The 15594-nt window shown below is 59.5% G+C and carries 11 protein-coding genes; 10 read left to right on the top strand and 1 reads right to left on the bottom strand.

Features of this window, described 5'->3' with window-relative positions; translation table 11 throughout:
- The first annotated feature begins 111 nt into the window (after window positions 1-111).
- The 10 genes from BFQ03_RS26690 to BFQ03_RS26645 all read left to right on the top strand — a co-directional run bounded on the left by BFQ03_RS26690 (window position 112) and on the right by BFQ03_RS26645 (window position 15133).
- On the top strand, window positions 112-1434 hold the full coding sequence (locus BFQ03_RS26690) for an OprO/OprP family phosphate-selective porin (protein WP_032857314.1): 1323 nt from the start codon (window positions 112-114) through the stop codon (window positions 1432-1434).
- Window positions 1435-1743: 309 nt separating this feature from the next.
- Window positions 1744-3078, top strand: a complete 1335-nt coding sequence (locus BFQ03_RS26685; RefSeq protein WP_065944372.1) for an EAL domain-containing protein — start codon at window positions 1744-1746, stop codon at window positions 3076-3078.
- 379 nt (window positions 3079-3457) lie between these two features.
- The gene (locus BFQ03_RS26680; RefSeq protein WP_032857311.1) at window positions 3458-4123 is read left to right on the top strand and encodes a response regulator transcription factor; all 666 of its coding nucleotides are present in this window, start codon (window positions 3458-3460) and stop codon (window positions 4121-4123) included.
- Between the two features lie 133 nt (window positions 4124-4256).
- Window positions 4257-4922 carry a response regulator transcription factor gene (locus BFQ03_RS26675; RefSeq protein ID WP_032857309.1) on the top strand — a complete coding sequence of 222 codons (666 nt, stop codon included), beginning with the start codon at window positions 4257-4259 and terminating at the stop codon, window positions 4920-4922.
- Window positions 4923-4957: 35 nt separating this feature from the next.
- Window positions 4958-7309, top strand: coding sequence for an ATP-binding protein (locus BFQ03_RS26670; RefSeq protein WP_239695292.1), 2352 nt, complete (start codon window positions 4958-4960; stop codon window positions 7307-7309).
- Window positions 7306-9663: an ATP-binding protein gene (locus tag BFQ03_RS26665; RefSeq protein ID WP_050593294.1), complete on the top strand. Its 2358-nt coding sequence runs from the start codon at window positions 7306-7308 to the stop codon at window positions 9661-9663. Before BFQ03_RS26670 ends, BFQ03_RS26665 begins: the two co-directional genes overlap by 4 nt.
- A gap of 353 nt (window positions 9664-10016) precedes the next feature.
- Window positions 10017-10559, top strand: coding sequence for a fimbrial protein (locus BFQ03_RS26660; RefSeq protein ID WP_032857308.1), 543 nt, complete (start codon window positions 10017-10019; stop codon window positions 10557-10559).
- Window positions 10560-10631: 72 nt separating this feature from the next.
- Window positions 10632-11378, top strand: coding sequence for a fimbrial biogenesis chaperone (locus tag BFQ03_RS26655; RefSeq protein ID WP_083204919.1), 747 nt, complete (start codon window positions 10632-10634; stop codon window positions 11376-11378).
- Between the two features lie 33 nt (window positions 11379-11411).
- Complete coding sequence (locus BFQ03_RS26650) at window positions 11412-14009, top strand: fimbria/pilus outer membrane usher protein (RefSeq protein ID WP_032857305.1); 2598 nt, start codon at window positions 11412-11414, stop codon at window positions 14007-14009.
- Window positions 14006-15133, top strand: coding sequence for a fimbrial protein (locus BFQ03_RS26645; RefSeq protein WP_065944370.1), 1128 nt, complete (start codon window positions 14006-14008; stop codon window positions 15131-15133). The genes BFQ03_RS26650 and BFQ03_RS26645 overlap by 4 nt, the downstream gene beginning before the upstream one ends.
- Here BFQ03_RS26645 and BFQ03_RS26640 read toward each other — a convergent pair.
- Window positions 15127-15561, bottom strand: a complete 435-nt coding sequence (locus tag BFQ03_RS26640; RefSeq protein ID WP_065944369.1) for an HIT family protein — start codon at window positions 15559-15561, stop codon at window positions 15127-15129. The genes BFQ03_RS26645 and BFQ03_RS26640 overlap by 7 nt on opposite strands.
- Window positions 15562-15594: the final 33 nt, after the last annotated feature.

Here is a 15594-nt window from a genome sequence, read left to right as displayed (position 1 = left end):
GCGAAAGTCGTCACCGTCACAAAAGTGTCTTTTAAATAAACCAAAACCGTCATCTGCTCTTTGGAAGCTCCCCGTCGCCAAGTTGTACTTAACGATAACGAGGGGAAGTTGATGTCGATTAGCGATTCGAAATACGTTGGATTCACTCAGTTGAGCCTGGCCGTCATGGGCGGCATATTGGCCATGTCGGTTCAGGCTGGCACGGTGACCACCGATGGTGCTGATATCGTGCTGAAAACCAAGGGCGGCCTCGAAGTTGCCACTGCCGACAAAGAGTTCAGCTTCAAGTTGGGCGGGCGTATCCAGGCTGATTACGCCAGGTTCAATGACTACTACACCCGTAACGGCAACTCGGCAGACGCCGCCTATTTTCGTCGGGCCTACCTGGAGTTTGGTGGTACGGCCTACAAGGACTGGAAGTATCAGATCAACTACGACCTGTCCCGTAACGTGGGCAATGACAGCACAGGCTACTTCGACGAAGGCAGTGTGACCTACACCGGGTTCAATCCACTGAACCTGAAAGTCGGTCGTTTCTACACGGATTTCGGCCTGGAGAAAGCCACCAGTTCCAAGTGGGTCACGGCCCTGGAGCGCAACCTTTCCTACGACGTGGCGGAGTGGATCAACGACAACTCCGGCATGGGCGTACAGGCCACCGGCGTCGTAGGGAGCATGGCCTACTTGTCCGGCAGCGTATTCAGCGAAAACAACAACGACACCGACGGTGACAGCGTCAAGCGCTACAACCTGCGTGGTGTGTTTGCGCCGCTGCATGAGTCCGGCAATGTGCTGCACGTGGGGCTGCAATACGCCTACCGTGACCTCAAGGATGCAGCCATCGACACCCGTATCCGTTCACGCATGGGCATGCGCGGCGTCGAGACCAATGGCGGCAACAGCGCGGGCACCAACGGTACCCGCTCGGTATTTGGCGGCAGCGCTGCCCAGCAGGGCTTGTGGCAGGACGATTCGGTGTGGGGCCTGGAAGGCGCCTGGGCGCTGGACGCGTTCTCGGTACAGGGCGAATACCTGCGCCGGACCCTCAAGGCCGATGCCGCACGCAGTGACATCAAGGCCAGCGGTTATTACGCACAGATGGCCTACACCCTGACCGGCGAGCCACGCATCTATAAACTCGATGGCGCCAAGTTCGACTCGATCAAGCCGCAGAACAAACAGATCGGCGCCTGGGAGGTGTTCTACCGCTACGACGCGTTCACTGTCGAGGACGACAATGTGGTGGTCAGCACCAATGTACGCCAGGTCGGCGACAGCGAAGGCAAGGCACACACCCTGGGGGTCAACTGGTACGCTAACGAAGCCGTCAAGGTCAGTGCCAACTACGTCAAGGCCCGCACGGATAACGTCAGCAACACCGTGGGCGATGACACGGGCGATGGCATCGTGATGCGCTTGCAATACGTGTTCTAGAACACGCAGGAAAGTGGGGTGCCGATGGGGCAGTGTTGATGCCCATCGGTGCCGCTCTGGCAGTATTTCATCGAGAAGGGTTCTCGGTCGCTACGTTGCTCATGTCCAGAGTCATCCCTCCCTTTCTCACCACACAGTTAACGGTCTTTGCCATCACGCTGTTCGTGCTGTCGCTGGGGCGCCGTTGCCCAAGAACCAAAGGCCCTGGTGCTTGATCTGATTCGCCGAGCTTTTAGTCCCAATCCTATTTGCTTCTTTTTTGGCACTGATAAGCTTTTTTCCTGGATACAGTCTCGGGAAAATTTTGTCATGATCTTAAATGCCGCCGTGCCCAACGAGTTCAACGCCTTGCGCGTCATCACGTTGGCAACCGACGCTACCTGCGCAAGTCGGCTCTCCGGCGCCTTGAGTGCTATGGGTATTACGCCTCTGGCCAATGTTGAATCCTTGAGCGCAGTGCAGGCCTGGCTGGATGAAAGCCAGGTCGATGTCATTGTCTGCGAAATCCGGCTTGGCAGTGACGCCGGGTTGATGCTGCCCAGCCTGCTCAAGGGGCGGTATGACGCCGGCACTCTGATGCAGTTGCCGAGTATTTTCTGGACGGGTGAAACCACCCTGAATGCTCGGGCGCAAGCGGTCGACGGGGCCTGTGTACCGCCTCGACAGGCTAGCACCAATCAATTCTGGATCAGGCACATTGGCGGGGTGGCGGTGAGTGCGCTGGAGTCCCATGCCCGGCTGGCCCGCACCGCGGGTATTCTGGTGGAGATCCTGCGTGACGGTACGCCTCTGGAGCTGGGTGATGCCTTGCGAGCCGTGATGCTGACCCGCGCAGAAGCCGACCCCCAGTTGAACGTGGCCACCTTCGACGCCCTGGCCGAGGATGAAGTGATCAATGCCCTGACCACAGGAGAGGGGCTACGCTTCGTGTTCCAGCCACAGTTCGAACTGTTGAGTCGGCGTGTGGTGGGCGCCGAGGCGTTGGTGCGCTGGAAGCATCCGCAGTTTGGTGAAATACCGCCGTCAGTGCTGATGCCCCTGGTCAACCGGCTGGGCTTGGACCTGTTGCTGTTCAGTCTGGTTGAAATGTGGACCATCCGGGTCATGCTGGCCCTCAAGCGTGAACGCATCTGGATTCCCATTGCGGTCAATGCGTCGGCGAAAACCATTTGCACCCCGCACTTCGCTGACAGTATGGCGGCGCGTATGCGGCAGGCCGACCTGCCAACCCGGCTGCTGAAAATCGAACTCACCGAGGATGTGCCTGAGCCGGACGAACTCTTGCTGTCGGCTTCGCTGACGGCCATTCGCACCAAGGGTTTCCAGGTGTCCCTGGATGACTTTGGTACCGGGGCGGCCACCTTGAATCTGTTGGCAAATCTGTCGTTCGATGAGATGAAAATCGACGGCTCGTTCGTGCGGGCTGTCGAGCAGCATGCCTCGTCACGCAAGGTGATCGCAGGCATCGTCAATTGGGCGGGCTTGCTCAATTTGAACCTGGTGGCCGAGGGCATCGAGGATGAGTCCACCATCCCGTTGCTGCACCGCTTGGGATGTCGCGTCGGCCAGGGGTATGCCCTGGCTCGGCCAATGGAAATCGATGCGTTCCTGGATTTCGTGATCGAGCAGGGAAAACCCCAGTAACGCGCCTCCGCTCGCCTTCAGTCCTAAGACTGATGGTGTTTTTAGGAGTGCTCCGATGTCCATTTCTGCGTTATTGCCTTAAATTCCCATCATCGAATTTTTTATCGCGGGCTCCAGGGATTAGTGCCTCTTTGCGTCGGGTACTTATTGCTTGCTGTAATTGGCTTGAAAAAACGACTGTTCATCGGGCAACTTTAAAGTTTGTCTGTGGGCACTTCTTTGCGTAAACGAAAGTTCGCCCGTTACTCTTTTAGTGTGCGATTGCTCAGTTGCACGGATGTAATTGATGTTGTAGGTCCGTCAGCCATGACGGCAACTTACCAATGATGAATGGGTGTTATTCATCTTTTTGCTCGTTATACAGAGTGTCCTGTGATCTATGAAACGCTTACAAATTGCTTTGCTGGATGATCATGCAATCGTGCGACATGGTTTGGTCAATCGGCTGGTGCAGGAGCCTGACTTTGAAGTGGTCGGCGTCTATTCCCGCACGCGTGACCTGCTGGCAGGGCTGGCGAAAGATCCGGCGCAGGTCCTGTTGCTGGACTACGTGCTTGGGCCGAATGAGTTGGACGGAGTTTTACTGATTCGCGCACTGCGGGTGAAGTTTCCACAATGCCGCATTCTGGTGTTCTCCACGCACCATGATGCCGCCACCGTGATCCTGGCCCTGCGTGTCGGCGCCCGGGGCTTTCTCGGGAAGGGCGAAGATATGACCCAGTTGATCGATGCAGTACGGCTGGTGGCCTCGGGGGCGGTGTACCTGAGTCCGGACATGGCTTATCGGGTGGCCGAAGCCACAGCCAGCCCGTGTGACGGAGACGCCAGGAGCCGCGAGGACGCACTGCGTTTTGTCAGCTTGTCTGCCCGTGAGCAGGAAGTGATCCGCTGTTACCTGACGGGCATGACCATCACCGAAATTGCCGAGAAATTCAATCGCAGCATCAAGACCATCAGCTCGCAAAAAGCCTCGGCATTTCGCAAGTTGGGTGTGATGTCGAACAACGAGTTGTTCAAGATCAAACACATTATTGAAGGTGTGTGAACCAGTTGGCTTTATGCGCCGTGTCATTTTTCGTTTGTTACATATACTTAAGCAAGAGTCAGACGTTGTATCGGAGGGGTATCCCTGTTTTCCAGCAGCGCCGCGTGCGCTGGGCTGAGTGGGCTCGATTGCGATGAAACCTATACGTATTGCTTTACTCGATGACCATGCTGTTGTTCGTCATGGCCTGGCCAATACCCTGGCCGCCGAGACGAACTTTGAAGTGGTAGGCATTTATGAGCGCAGCCGAGACCTGATCGCCGGTCTCGCCACGGCGCCTGCCGACCTGTTGCTGCTGGATTTCTCCCTGAGCCCCGATGAGTTGGACGGCGTGTCGCTGATCCGCGCCTTGCGGGTCAAGTTTCCCGCCTGCCAGATCCTCATCCTGTCCAGTCATCACGACCCGGCGACTGTGGGCCTGGCCATGCGCGTCGGTGCCCGGGGGTTTGTCGGCAAGGGCGAAGACATGACCCAGTTGATCAAGGCCATCCGCAAAGTGGCTTCCGGGGCGGTGTACCTGAGTACCGACATGACCTATCGCCTGGCCGAAACCGTCACCAGCGATACCCGCAAGGGTTCGGACGAGGTCCCGGACGCACTGATCCTGGCAGAGTTGACCAGTCGTGAGCAGGAAGTCATCCGCTGTTACCTGGCAGGCATGACCATCACGGAAATCGCCGAAAAATTCAATCGCAGCATCAAGACCATCAGCACCCAGAAAACTTCGGCGTTTCGCAAGCTGGGGGTCACGTCGAACAACGAACTGTTCAAGCTCAACAAGATCATCGGTTCGCCATGAGGCAGTGGCTGTGTGGGGGCGTGCTGCTGTGGTTGATGGGAGGAGTGCCTGCCCTTTGTGCGGGGCCCATTGAGTTGAGCGAACAGGAGCAGCGCTGGATAGAGCAGCATCCGGTGTTGCGGGTGGGGGTGGTCGAAGGCTTGATTCCCTTCGAATACATGAGTGATGGGACACTGCAAGGGCGATCAGTTCAGTATCTGAAGTTGGTGACGGATACCACGGGACTTACATTCACGTACACGCCGGGAAAGACCCTGGAAATACGCGAGAAAATGCTCTTTGAAGGTCAGGTCGACCTGTTGTCCTCTTACCTGCATTTCAGGTCTGAGCCATCTACCGAGGGCCTTACCGCGCTGACCTATCACACCACCTCGCCGATCATCGTGACGCGGGTCGACAGCCCCGGTCTTTTCGATCTGGATCAACTGCAAGGCAAAACCGTGATGATCCCCGACACAGATCATTACGAGCAGATATTCAAGGCTACGGGTACCGGTGCCAACCTAATCAGAAGCACCTCGGCCCTGGATATGCTGACCCGCGTCGAGGATGGCAGTGCTGATGCAGCGGTCGCCTCCGAAACCTTCCTGATGCCTTATCTGTATCGGCAGTTCCAGGGCGTCCTGGAAACCTCAGGGGTGGTCGGGAGCCAGATACTGGATGTCAGCATGGCCGTTCGTGATGACCAGGCCATATTGCTTTCGATCCTCGGGAAGGTCCTGGACTCAATCACCGCCGAACAACGCAATCAGATCTACGATCACTGGTATCAAGACCTGGACCTGGATGTTCCGACCCTGTTCACGATTGCCAATCACTACTTGCATGTGCTGATCCTGGGGGCGTTGGTGCTGGCCAGTTTGTGTGTGCTGGCCTATCGCGGTCATCGCCAGCGGCTTAAAGCTGTGCGTAACGAGCAGGAAAAAACCATGTTCCTGGCGGTCATGGGCCATGAAATACGTTCACCGATGAATGCCGTGCTGGCGGCCATGGAGTTACTGGGGCACACCCGGCTCAATGAGCAGCAGCGCCACTTTGCGCACCTGGCCAATAGTGGTGCCAACGCCTTGGTGCGCTTGCTTGATGATGTGCTGCATACACCTGGCTCGGGCGCCAGGGCCCTGCGCCTGAACATCGAGCCGACCGATGTCACGGCGCTGGTGCAGGGCGTGGTCGGCTTGCACCGCCTGCGCGCCCGGGAAAAGCACCTGAGTTTGAATATGAACATCCAGGCACAGCTGCCCTTGCTGTTGCTCGACAGCTCCCGCCTGACGCAGATTTTTCATAACCTGCTTTCCAATGCCATCAAGTTCACCGATGCCGGAGGTGTCGACATCAAGCTGTGCCTGGTGGCCTCGCAGGCCGGTGACCCGCAGTTGCAAGTCAAGGTCCACGACACCGGGATCGGCATGAGCGAAGCGGTACAGGCCTCTTTGTTTCGTCCCTATGCCCAGGCCAGTCAATCGTACAAGCGCTCCGGTGGTACGGGCCTGGGCCTGGTGATCTGCCAGCAACTGGCGAGCTTGATGCAGGGTTCGTTGAGCCTCAGCAGTGAACCGGGTGTGGGCACTACCATCATTCTCTGCGTGCCGGTGACCGTTGCACCTGAGCCCGCTGCACAACCACCGGTTCAGGCGCCAGCGCCTCAGGCTGTCACCGACGGCCTGCAGATCCTCGTGGTGGAAGACACCCTGGCCAACCAGGAGGTGCTGCGCGCCCAGATCGGCGGTTTTGGCTGCCAGGCTGTGATCGCTGCGGATGCTGCCCAGGCCCGGCTCTTGTTCGGTGAGCAGGCCTACGAACTGATCCTGATGGACTGCGACCTGCCGGACCAGGACGGTTACAGCCTGGTCCGTGAACTGCGGGTGTTCGAGCGTCAGTTGGGGCGGGCCCGTTGCCCGATCATTGCCATTTCTGCCTTGACCGGCGAGCAACACCTTAAACGCTGCATGGATGCTGGCATGGACGCGGTATTGAGCAAGCCGATACGCCTGGGACAACTGCGCGAAGTGATCGAGCGCTGGTGCGACGTCAAGTTGGCGGCACCCCGTGCGAGCCTGATGGCACCCAGGCTTGATCAGGAGGCGATCAATCGGGAAATGGCCAGTGACCTAGGGAGCCTGATCAAGGCGATAGCGCTTTGTGATCGTCCCAGCGCCGTGCATGTTGCCCATCGCGTGCACGGCGCGGCGCTGATTATGGAGTGGTCGGCCCTGGGCCAGAGTGCCGAGCGCCTGGAGAGCCTGTTGCGTGCGGAGCAGGGCTGGGATAACCCCGTCTATGCGCAGGCCTTGCAGGCATTGGTTGAGCATTGGCATGCCCTGGGCGCAGACACGGCCTTCGACGTACTGGCGCCTGCCCGGAGCACGCGGATGGCGCCGCGATGAGCGCCGTACTGGCACGCTTGCTGCTGATAGGGCTCCTGCTGGGTAACCTGGGTATGGCAGCGCAGGCCAGCCCAGTGCCGATGCAATTGACGCAGCAGGAGCTTGACTGGATTGCGGCCAACCCGGTGCTGCGTGTCGGGGTGTTCGACAACCTGCTGCCCTTTGAATACATCAGCGATGGCCAGCTCAGAGGGTTGTCGGCCAAATACCTGGGGCTGATATCTTCGCGCACGGGCCTGCGTTTCGAACCGGTGAGCACCACCACGCGCAGCGCCCGCAAAGACATGCTGATCAGTGGCGAAGTCGACATCCTACCCACCCGGCGCCAGGATGACGATCCCGTGCAGGATCGCGGGTTGCTCTACACCACGCCTTACAACACCAGCTCGACCATTCTTATCAGCCGTTTTGGCGATCAGCCTTTTGTGGCCTTGGAGCAGCTCGCCGGCAAGCGCCTGGTGATGTTGGGGCGCGAAGGGTATTTCGCGTTCTTGCAGCAGAAGGCGCCCGGTATCACCATCATCTCGGCGCAGAATGCGGTGGACATGATGGCGATGGTCAAGGACGGCCGTGCGGATGCGGCGATTGCTTCCGAATGGCTGCTGATTCCTTACCTGTCTCGCCAATACCGTGGGGTGTTGCAGATATCCGGTGTGGTCCCCGAGCAACATACCGGCGTGAGCATGGCGATACGTGACAGTGACCTGATCCTGCTGTCCATTTTGCAGAAGGCGCTGGCGTCTATCACCAGCGACGAGCGCAAGGCGATCTATGACGCCTGGTTCGTCGATATGAACCTGGATATTCCTACCATCAAGGCCATTGCCGAACATTACCAAGGCGAGTTGTGGCTATTGCTGTCCGTGGTGGCGCTGTTGCTCGCGCTGGTCGTGCAAAGTCGTCTGCAGCGGCGCCAGGCAATGCACAGTGAGCGGGAGAAAGCGATGTTTCTGGCCGTCATCAGCCATGAAGTACGCTCGCCGATGAACGCGGTGCTGGCTGCTGTCGAGTTGTTGGAGCACACGCCGCTTGACGAGCAGCAGCGTCACTTCACCGGGTTGGCCAATAGCGGGGCCAACACCTTGCTACGGCTGGTGGATGATGTGTTGGATATCTCCAAGATGGAGGCCGGGCAACTGACTCTCAATCTTGAGCCGGTGGATCTCTGGGCACTGGTCCTGCGGATAGTGGACGAGTATCGAGCGCCTGCCGAGGACAAAGGTCTTGAGCTGATGGTGACGGGCGAGCGCCCCGACGATCCCTTGCTGCTGGATGACCTGCGCCTGGCGCAGGTGCTGCGCAACCTGGTGTCCAATGCCGTCAAGTTCACCGATATCGGCCGGGTCGAGGTGCAACTGCAACTGCTGGAAAAGCCTGCGGTTGAGGTTCGACAGCTGGTGATTCGGGTCATCGACACGGGTATCGGCTTGTCCGAGCAGGCGCAGTCCTCGTTGTTCCGGCCTTACGCCCAGGCCAAGCAATCCTACCGGCGCACGGGCGGTACCGGGTTGGGCCTGGTGATCTGTCGGCGGCTGGTGCGGCTGATGCATGGTGAGCTGCTCCTCAGTAGCCTGCAAGGCGTCGGTACCCAGGTCGAAGTGAGGCTGCCTGTTGAGCGCGCCGCTTGCCATGAACTGCCGGCAACCGAGCCGGCTCCGATAGTTGAGATCAGTCACGGTTTGCAGGTGCTGGTGCTCGACGATTCGCTGCCCCGCCGGCAAGGGTTGCAGGCACAGCTCGGCAGCCTTGGTCACGGGGCGCTGCTGGCGGCGGATGCAGCCCAGGGGAGGGCGCTGTTCAGTGCCCGCAGGGTCGACATGGTGCTGATCGACTGTGACTCGCCAGAGGGTGACGCGCAACGCATGGCCGGCGCATTGCGTGAGTTGGAGCGTGAGCAGGAGCGCTCCTATTGTCCAATCATTGCCCTCTCGCCATCTGCCGGTAACGAATACCTTCAGCGTTGTTTCGACGCGGGTATAGATGGCGTGCTGACTAAACCGATCGAACAGGCCAAGTTGCAACAGATGATTGAACTATGGTGCGAAGTTCCCCAGGCTCCCCCGATTGAGCCGCGTCCGGAACCTGCCGCGGCGCCGGAGGAACTGCACAAGGAACTCAACCGCCTGATTGAGCGGCTTGCCCTGCGTGATCGCAGTTCGGCGTTGGACGCGATACAGAAGCTGCACATGGCAGCGTTGGTGATTGGCTGGGCAGACTTTGCGGCCACGGTGCAGCATATCCAAGCGTTGTTGCAGGACGAAGTGAGCTGGCCGGCAGAAGCGATTGCGGACCATGCTCGTAGCTTGCTGGAGCACCGGGGTGGGCTTGTCTGCGGGGCGCAGGTGAGCGGCTGAGCGGCTGTGATTGCGATGGGCTCACCGCGTTTTACTTGCCGGGCCGCAGCGCCAACATTCTATTTCGGTATTTGCCCAATAAGCTGGGTTTAAGAACTATTGGAGTGACTGCTTTTTAGGAGTGATCCTATTGACGCAGTGTCGATGATTTTTAAAAAGGAGTTAAGGCGAAACAGTAAGTTTTGCGGGGCATGTAAGTGCTGAAAAGTTTAGGCGTTAAATTGTTTTTCAGAGCACTCCTATATTGAGTTTGATGCGTCCTCCCTAAACTTCATCCCGCAACAACACAGAAGCTCTCCGGCAAGCGGAAGCTTTAAAACTTACTGTAGAACATCGCTCTCTCGGAGTTACTCATGAATTACAAAGCCCGCGCCCTCGCTGTACTGGTCGCTGCCACGGTGTCTTCTGCTGCTCTGGCTTCGGACGGCAAAATCGATTTCAACGGCGAACTTAAAGCCGAAACCTGCAAAGTTGCAGTGAACGGTGCATCCGGTGCGAATGGGACTACCGTCACGCTGCCAACCATCTCCACCGCTTCCCTGACTACCGCAGGCCAAGTGGCCGGCCAGACCGGTTTCAACATCGAGCTGAGCGATTGCTCTGCTGCGATCAAGACCGCTGCTGCCTTCTTCGAGTCGGGCGGTAGCGTTGACCCGGCCAGCGGCAACCTGAAGAACGTGAGCGGTTCTGCCACCAAAGTTCAACTGCAACTGGTTGACGCAACCAATGGTCAGGCGATCAAGGCCGGAAACACCGCGCAGGTCACTTCGACCAGCCGTGTCGACGTTGCAAACACCTCCGCCATCCTGCCATACGCAGTTCAGTACTTCGCCCAGGCTGCTACTACTCCGGGCACCGTTGTCAGCTCCGTGACTTACTCCATCAACTATCAGTAAGTCGCAGACCATGGACACACGCCCTGCTGTTTATTGAAAGGGCGTGCTTCCATGCGGCAACGGGATTGCTTTATGTCTTGCAAATTTCTATTCAAGCAACTGCTCCTGACAGGGATGGCGACACTGATGTGTTCCCAGGCCTTGGCTGGGGTAGTGATTACCGGAACCCGCCTGATCTACCCGGCGGACCAGAAAGAAATCACCGTAAAACTCAATAACAACGGCACGCAGCCAGCGCTGACCCAGTCGTGGATCGATACCGGCGACGTCAAGTCGACCCCGACCAGCTCCAAGGCGCCGTTCCTGCTTTCGCCACCCGTGGCGCGCATTGATCCGACCAAGGGCCAAAGCCTGCGGCTGATGTTCACGGGGGCTCCCTTGGCCCAGGACAAAGAGTCGGTGTTCTGGCTCAACGTACTGGAAATTCCGCCCAAGCCCGAAGCCGGCACAGACCTCAATACCCTGCAAATGGCGTTTCGTTCGCGGATCAAATTGTTCTACCGCCCGAGCGATTTGCCGGGTACTGCCACTGAGGCGATTGAGCAGGTGCAGTGGCAACTGGTGCCGGCGCGTGACGGGCAAGGCCTGGCCTTGCAGGCGTTCAATCCGACGGCGTTCTACGTCTCGCTGGTTGAACTGGAACTGGTGGCCGGCGCCCAGCGTGAGCGCAGTGAAGACGGCATGATCGCTCCGGGCGAAACCCGGCAGTTCGAACTGCCCGCGCTCAAGGCGCGACCGGCTGGCGATGCCCAGGTGGAGTTCAACGCCATCAATGATTACGGCGCACTGGTCCCGACTCGGAAGCCACTCCAGCGCTGATCAATCCCTGACGTTTTTACTCGCGAGTCATTTATGTCGACCTCTTTCAGCAGCAGGCTTTTTCTGCGGGCGCGGCCTCGCTTCGCCTTGAATCCGCTCACGGCCTTGATCCTCAAGGTATTGGCCGTTGCCCCGGGCGTAATAGCCGTGCAGGACGCACTGGCGCAAGAGGTGCAATTCAATGACGCGTTCCTGCCTGAGGACTCGCGCAATCTCGACCTTGGTGCCTACCAGGCCGGCAACCCGGTGATGCCGGGGCAATACCGTGCAGACGTGGTGCTCAACGGCCAGTTGAACAGCCGCCAGGACATCCGCATCGAGGCCCAGGCCGACGGCAGCAAGCCGGTGGTGTGCATGACTCGTGGCTTGCTTGAGCGCCAGGGCGTGGAGATGTCCAGCCTGTCGCCCGAAGCCAGCCTGGCTCTCGACAACCAGGGCTGCGCTGCTGTGGGCATGTTGATCCAGGGCGCCACCGCAAACTTTTCACCGGATAACCAGGCCCTCGACCTGAGCATTCCACAAATGGCGCTCAAGCGTAATGCGCGCGGCTATGTCAGCCCCGAGTTGTGGGACCGTGGCGTCACCGCCGGTATGCTCAGCTACAACTTCAGCGGCAACCGGAACCACACCCGCAGCGGCAATTCCGACTCGGCGTTCCTGGGGTTGCAGGCCGGCCTTAACCTGGGTGACTGGCGCCTGCGCCACAATGCCTCGGTCAATTGGCAGTCGCGCCTGGGCACTGATTACCAGGCCCTGGACACTTACGCCCAACGCGATATCACTGCGCTGAAAAGCCAGTTGACGGTGGGTGAGTCCAACACCACCGGCGAGATCTTCGACACCTTGTCGTACCGTGGTGTGCAGTTGGCGAGCGATGACCGCATGTTGCCCGACTCCATGCGCGGCTATGCCCCGGTGATCCGTGGCATTGCCCGCACCAACGCGCGGGTGACCATTCGCCAGGCCGGTAACATCCTGCTGGAAACCACCGTGGCCCCCGGCGCCTTTGTGATCGATGACCTGTACTCCACCGGCTACGGCGGCGACCTCAACGTGAGCGTGGCGGAAGCTGACGGTACTGAACAGAACTTCATCGTGCCGTATGCCTCGGTCAGCCAATTGCTGCGCCCGGGCACCTCACGTTTCAGTCTGACCGCCGGTGAAACCCGCAACAACTATGTCGACAAGCAGGTGCGCCTGTTGCAGGGCACTGTGCAATATGGCCTGAACAATACCTTCACCGGGTTTGCCGGTATGCAGTCGAGTGATGACTACACGGCCGCGCTGACCGGCCTGGCCTTCGGCACGCCTATCGGCGCCATGGCCGTGGACGTGACCCATGCCCAGACCGACCTGGCTGGCGGTGCTGCGAAAGGGCAGAGCATGCGGGTGTCCTACAGCAAAAACGTGCTGAGTACTGGCAGTAACTTCTCACTTGCGGCCTATCGTTTTTCCACCAGCGAATACCTGGATTTCAGCAATGCTGTGCAACTGCTCGATGCCGAGAAAAGTGGCTGGGACACCAGCATGTTCGGGCGCCCACGCAGCCGCTTTTCAGTCACCGCCGATCAGAGCCTGGGCGACTGGGGACAAGTGGCAATCAGTGGCTTTGCGCAGAACTATTGGAACCTGCCGGGCAGTGACTTGCAGTACCAGTTCAGCTACAGCAAGCAGTTCAATCGCATCAGCTTCAGTGTGAACGCCAACCGCAGCCGTATGGGCCTGGGCGATATGCAAAACAGCTTCTTGCTGACCATGAGCATGCCCCTGGAGTTTGGTGCGTCTGGCCACACCCCGCAAATAACCGCGCAGGTGGGGCGTGATACCGAAGGCAATTACAGCGAGCAGGCCGGCATCAGCGGCACCGCTGGCGATGACCGCCAGTATGGCTACGGCGCAACCTTCGGTCATGACGGTGCCAACAACAGCAAGAGCGTGGCCCTCAATGGCCAGTACACCGGCGCCCGGGCCATGCTCAGCGCTGCCCTGGGCCGTGGCGATGGCTATACCAGCGCCTCGGTGGGCGCCAGCGGTACGGTGGTGGCCCATGCCGAGGGTGTGACCCTGACACCGTATCGCGGTGAAACCATGGCGGTGGTCAGTGCGCCGGGTGCCGAAGGCGCCAAGGTGTCCGGTTATCCAGGGCTCAAGCTCGACGGCAGCGGCAACGCGGTGGTGCCGTACCTGCGCCCTTATGAATTGAACGAAGTGGCAATCGACCCGATCGGCAGCTCGCTGGATGTCGAACTCAACGAAACCAGCCAGCAGGTGGCCCCGCGTGCCGGCGCCGTGGTGCATCTCAAATACACCACCAACCAGGGCCGCGCGGTGTTGCTCAATGTGCGCCTCGACGACGGCAGCAGCTTGCCTTTCGGTGCGGGTGTGACCGATGCCGAAGGCACGTCGGTGGGCATGGTTGGGCAGGGCGGTCAGTTGTACGCCCGGATCAAGCCTGAAACCCGCCAGTTGCTGATCAACTGGGGCAGCAAGACCCATCAGCAATGCGCGCTGGTGATCCCGGCCGGCCCCGGCGAAGGGCAGCAGTTGCAGCAGTTGGACGCCGTGTGTGCGGCCGGTAAACACGTGGCTGGCAGCGTGCAGCCCAACACTCTTCAAAAGGTACAGTTATGAACATCGGGGCTTTGATCAAGGCGGGCCTGGCCGTCGGCGCATTGTGGGCGGTGGCCGGGACGGCCATGGCGGTCACCTGTACCTACATGGACGGTATTCGCCCGGCCGTAGGCTCCATGCCATTGCAGGTTTCGGCGATCACTGTCGGGCGCGATGTGCCGGTGGGTACTGAAGTGTATCGCCAGAAATTCAGCATGGCGGCAGGCCAGGCGCCCAAGCTTGAGTGCCTCTATGCCCCGTACCAGCAGTGGACCGAGCTGACTGTCGAATCCAGCTATGCCCTGGCCAGTGTGTCCAGCGGGACGTATGCCAACAAAGTCTACAGAACCAGTATTCCGGGGCTGGGGGTCGCCTTCAATAGCGCGGGTGGCCCGCTGCCAAGGCAATCGGGTAAAGCATGGACCACGTGTACGAATGGCTGGAGGTGCCTGGTCCCCTTTGACGGGCCCTCGAACTTTGAGCTGATCCTGATCAAGCTGGGCGATGTGACGCCGGGTGTACTGGTGGGCAGTACGTTACCGATCGTGAGCCTGTTCGGTAACTTCGGCGACGCCAGGATGCAGGGTTTCAGGATGGGCATCTCCGGCAGCATCCAGATTGTCTCGCGCACCTGCAGTACGCCGGATGTGTCGGTGCCCATGGGCTCGCACCTGACTGCCAAATTCACCGGGGTCAACAGCGCCACGGGTTGGACAGACTTTGCCATTGCCTTGAACAACTGCCCGGCGTTCAGCGGGATCTATACGACTAGCGGGCCGAACTGGGTCTCGCAAAGTGGCAACTCACCGTCTGGCAGCAGCACCAGTAGCGGTACCCGAGTCAACAACTCCTTGCAGTACCGTATCGACCCGGCCCGCGTGGCGATCAACGCAACCAATGGTGTGCTTGCCCTCGACCCTGGCGCGACGGGGAATGTACCAGCCGCTACCGGCGTCGGTGTGCAGGTGGCCACCAGCAACGGTACGGCTGTGCCGTTGGCAACCAACCGAGCCAGCGGCCTCACCTTGCGCACCAGCGAGGGCAGCTATTCGATCCCCCTGCGTGCGCGTTACCTGCAAACCGCGAACACGGTCACGCCGGGGCCGGCCAATGCCTCGGCGACGTTCACGATTATTTATCAGTGAGGGGCCAGCAACCGCGCAATCTCCAGTCGCAAGGCACCGTGGATGTCCTCGGCGTACGGCGTGGCAGTTTTCCAGTCGTAGAACCAGACCGGCATCTTGCGGTAGTGCTCTGCTTCCGAGGCGTAGCGGGGGAAGATGTGGCAGTGCAGTTCCGGCTCTGAATTGCCGAGGATTTCGTAGTTCATGCGCAGTGCACCGGTTGCCTGCAGCACGGCATCGCCGAGGCGGGCCATATCCAGCAGGTAGGTGGTCCTGGCCTGGGTATCCAGGTCGTTGAGGCTCGGCACCACGGGGTCGGGCAGCAGCAGGCAGTAGCCCGGCAGAAACTGCACATCGCCCATCACGGCCCAACCGGAGGCCATTTTGCAAATCACCTTGTCATTGGCGCCGCCGCGCGCCAGTGCTACACGTTGCGAGATCAGAGACATCCGTAGTCCTTAAATGGGCAGGCGAAATGCCGC

Source organism: Pseudomonas sp. 25 R 14 (genome assembly GCF_900004755.1).
In the GTDB taxonomy this organism is placed as follows: domain Bacteria; phylum Pseudomonadota; class Gammaproteobacteria; order Pseudomonadales; family Pseudomonadaceae; genus Aquipseudomonas; species Aquipseudomonas brenneri.
Note: the sequence above shows the minus strand (reverse complement) of the source record. Positions and strands in the feature narration are given on the sequence as shown.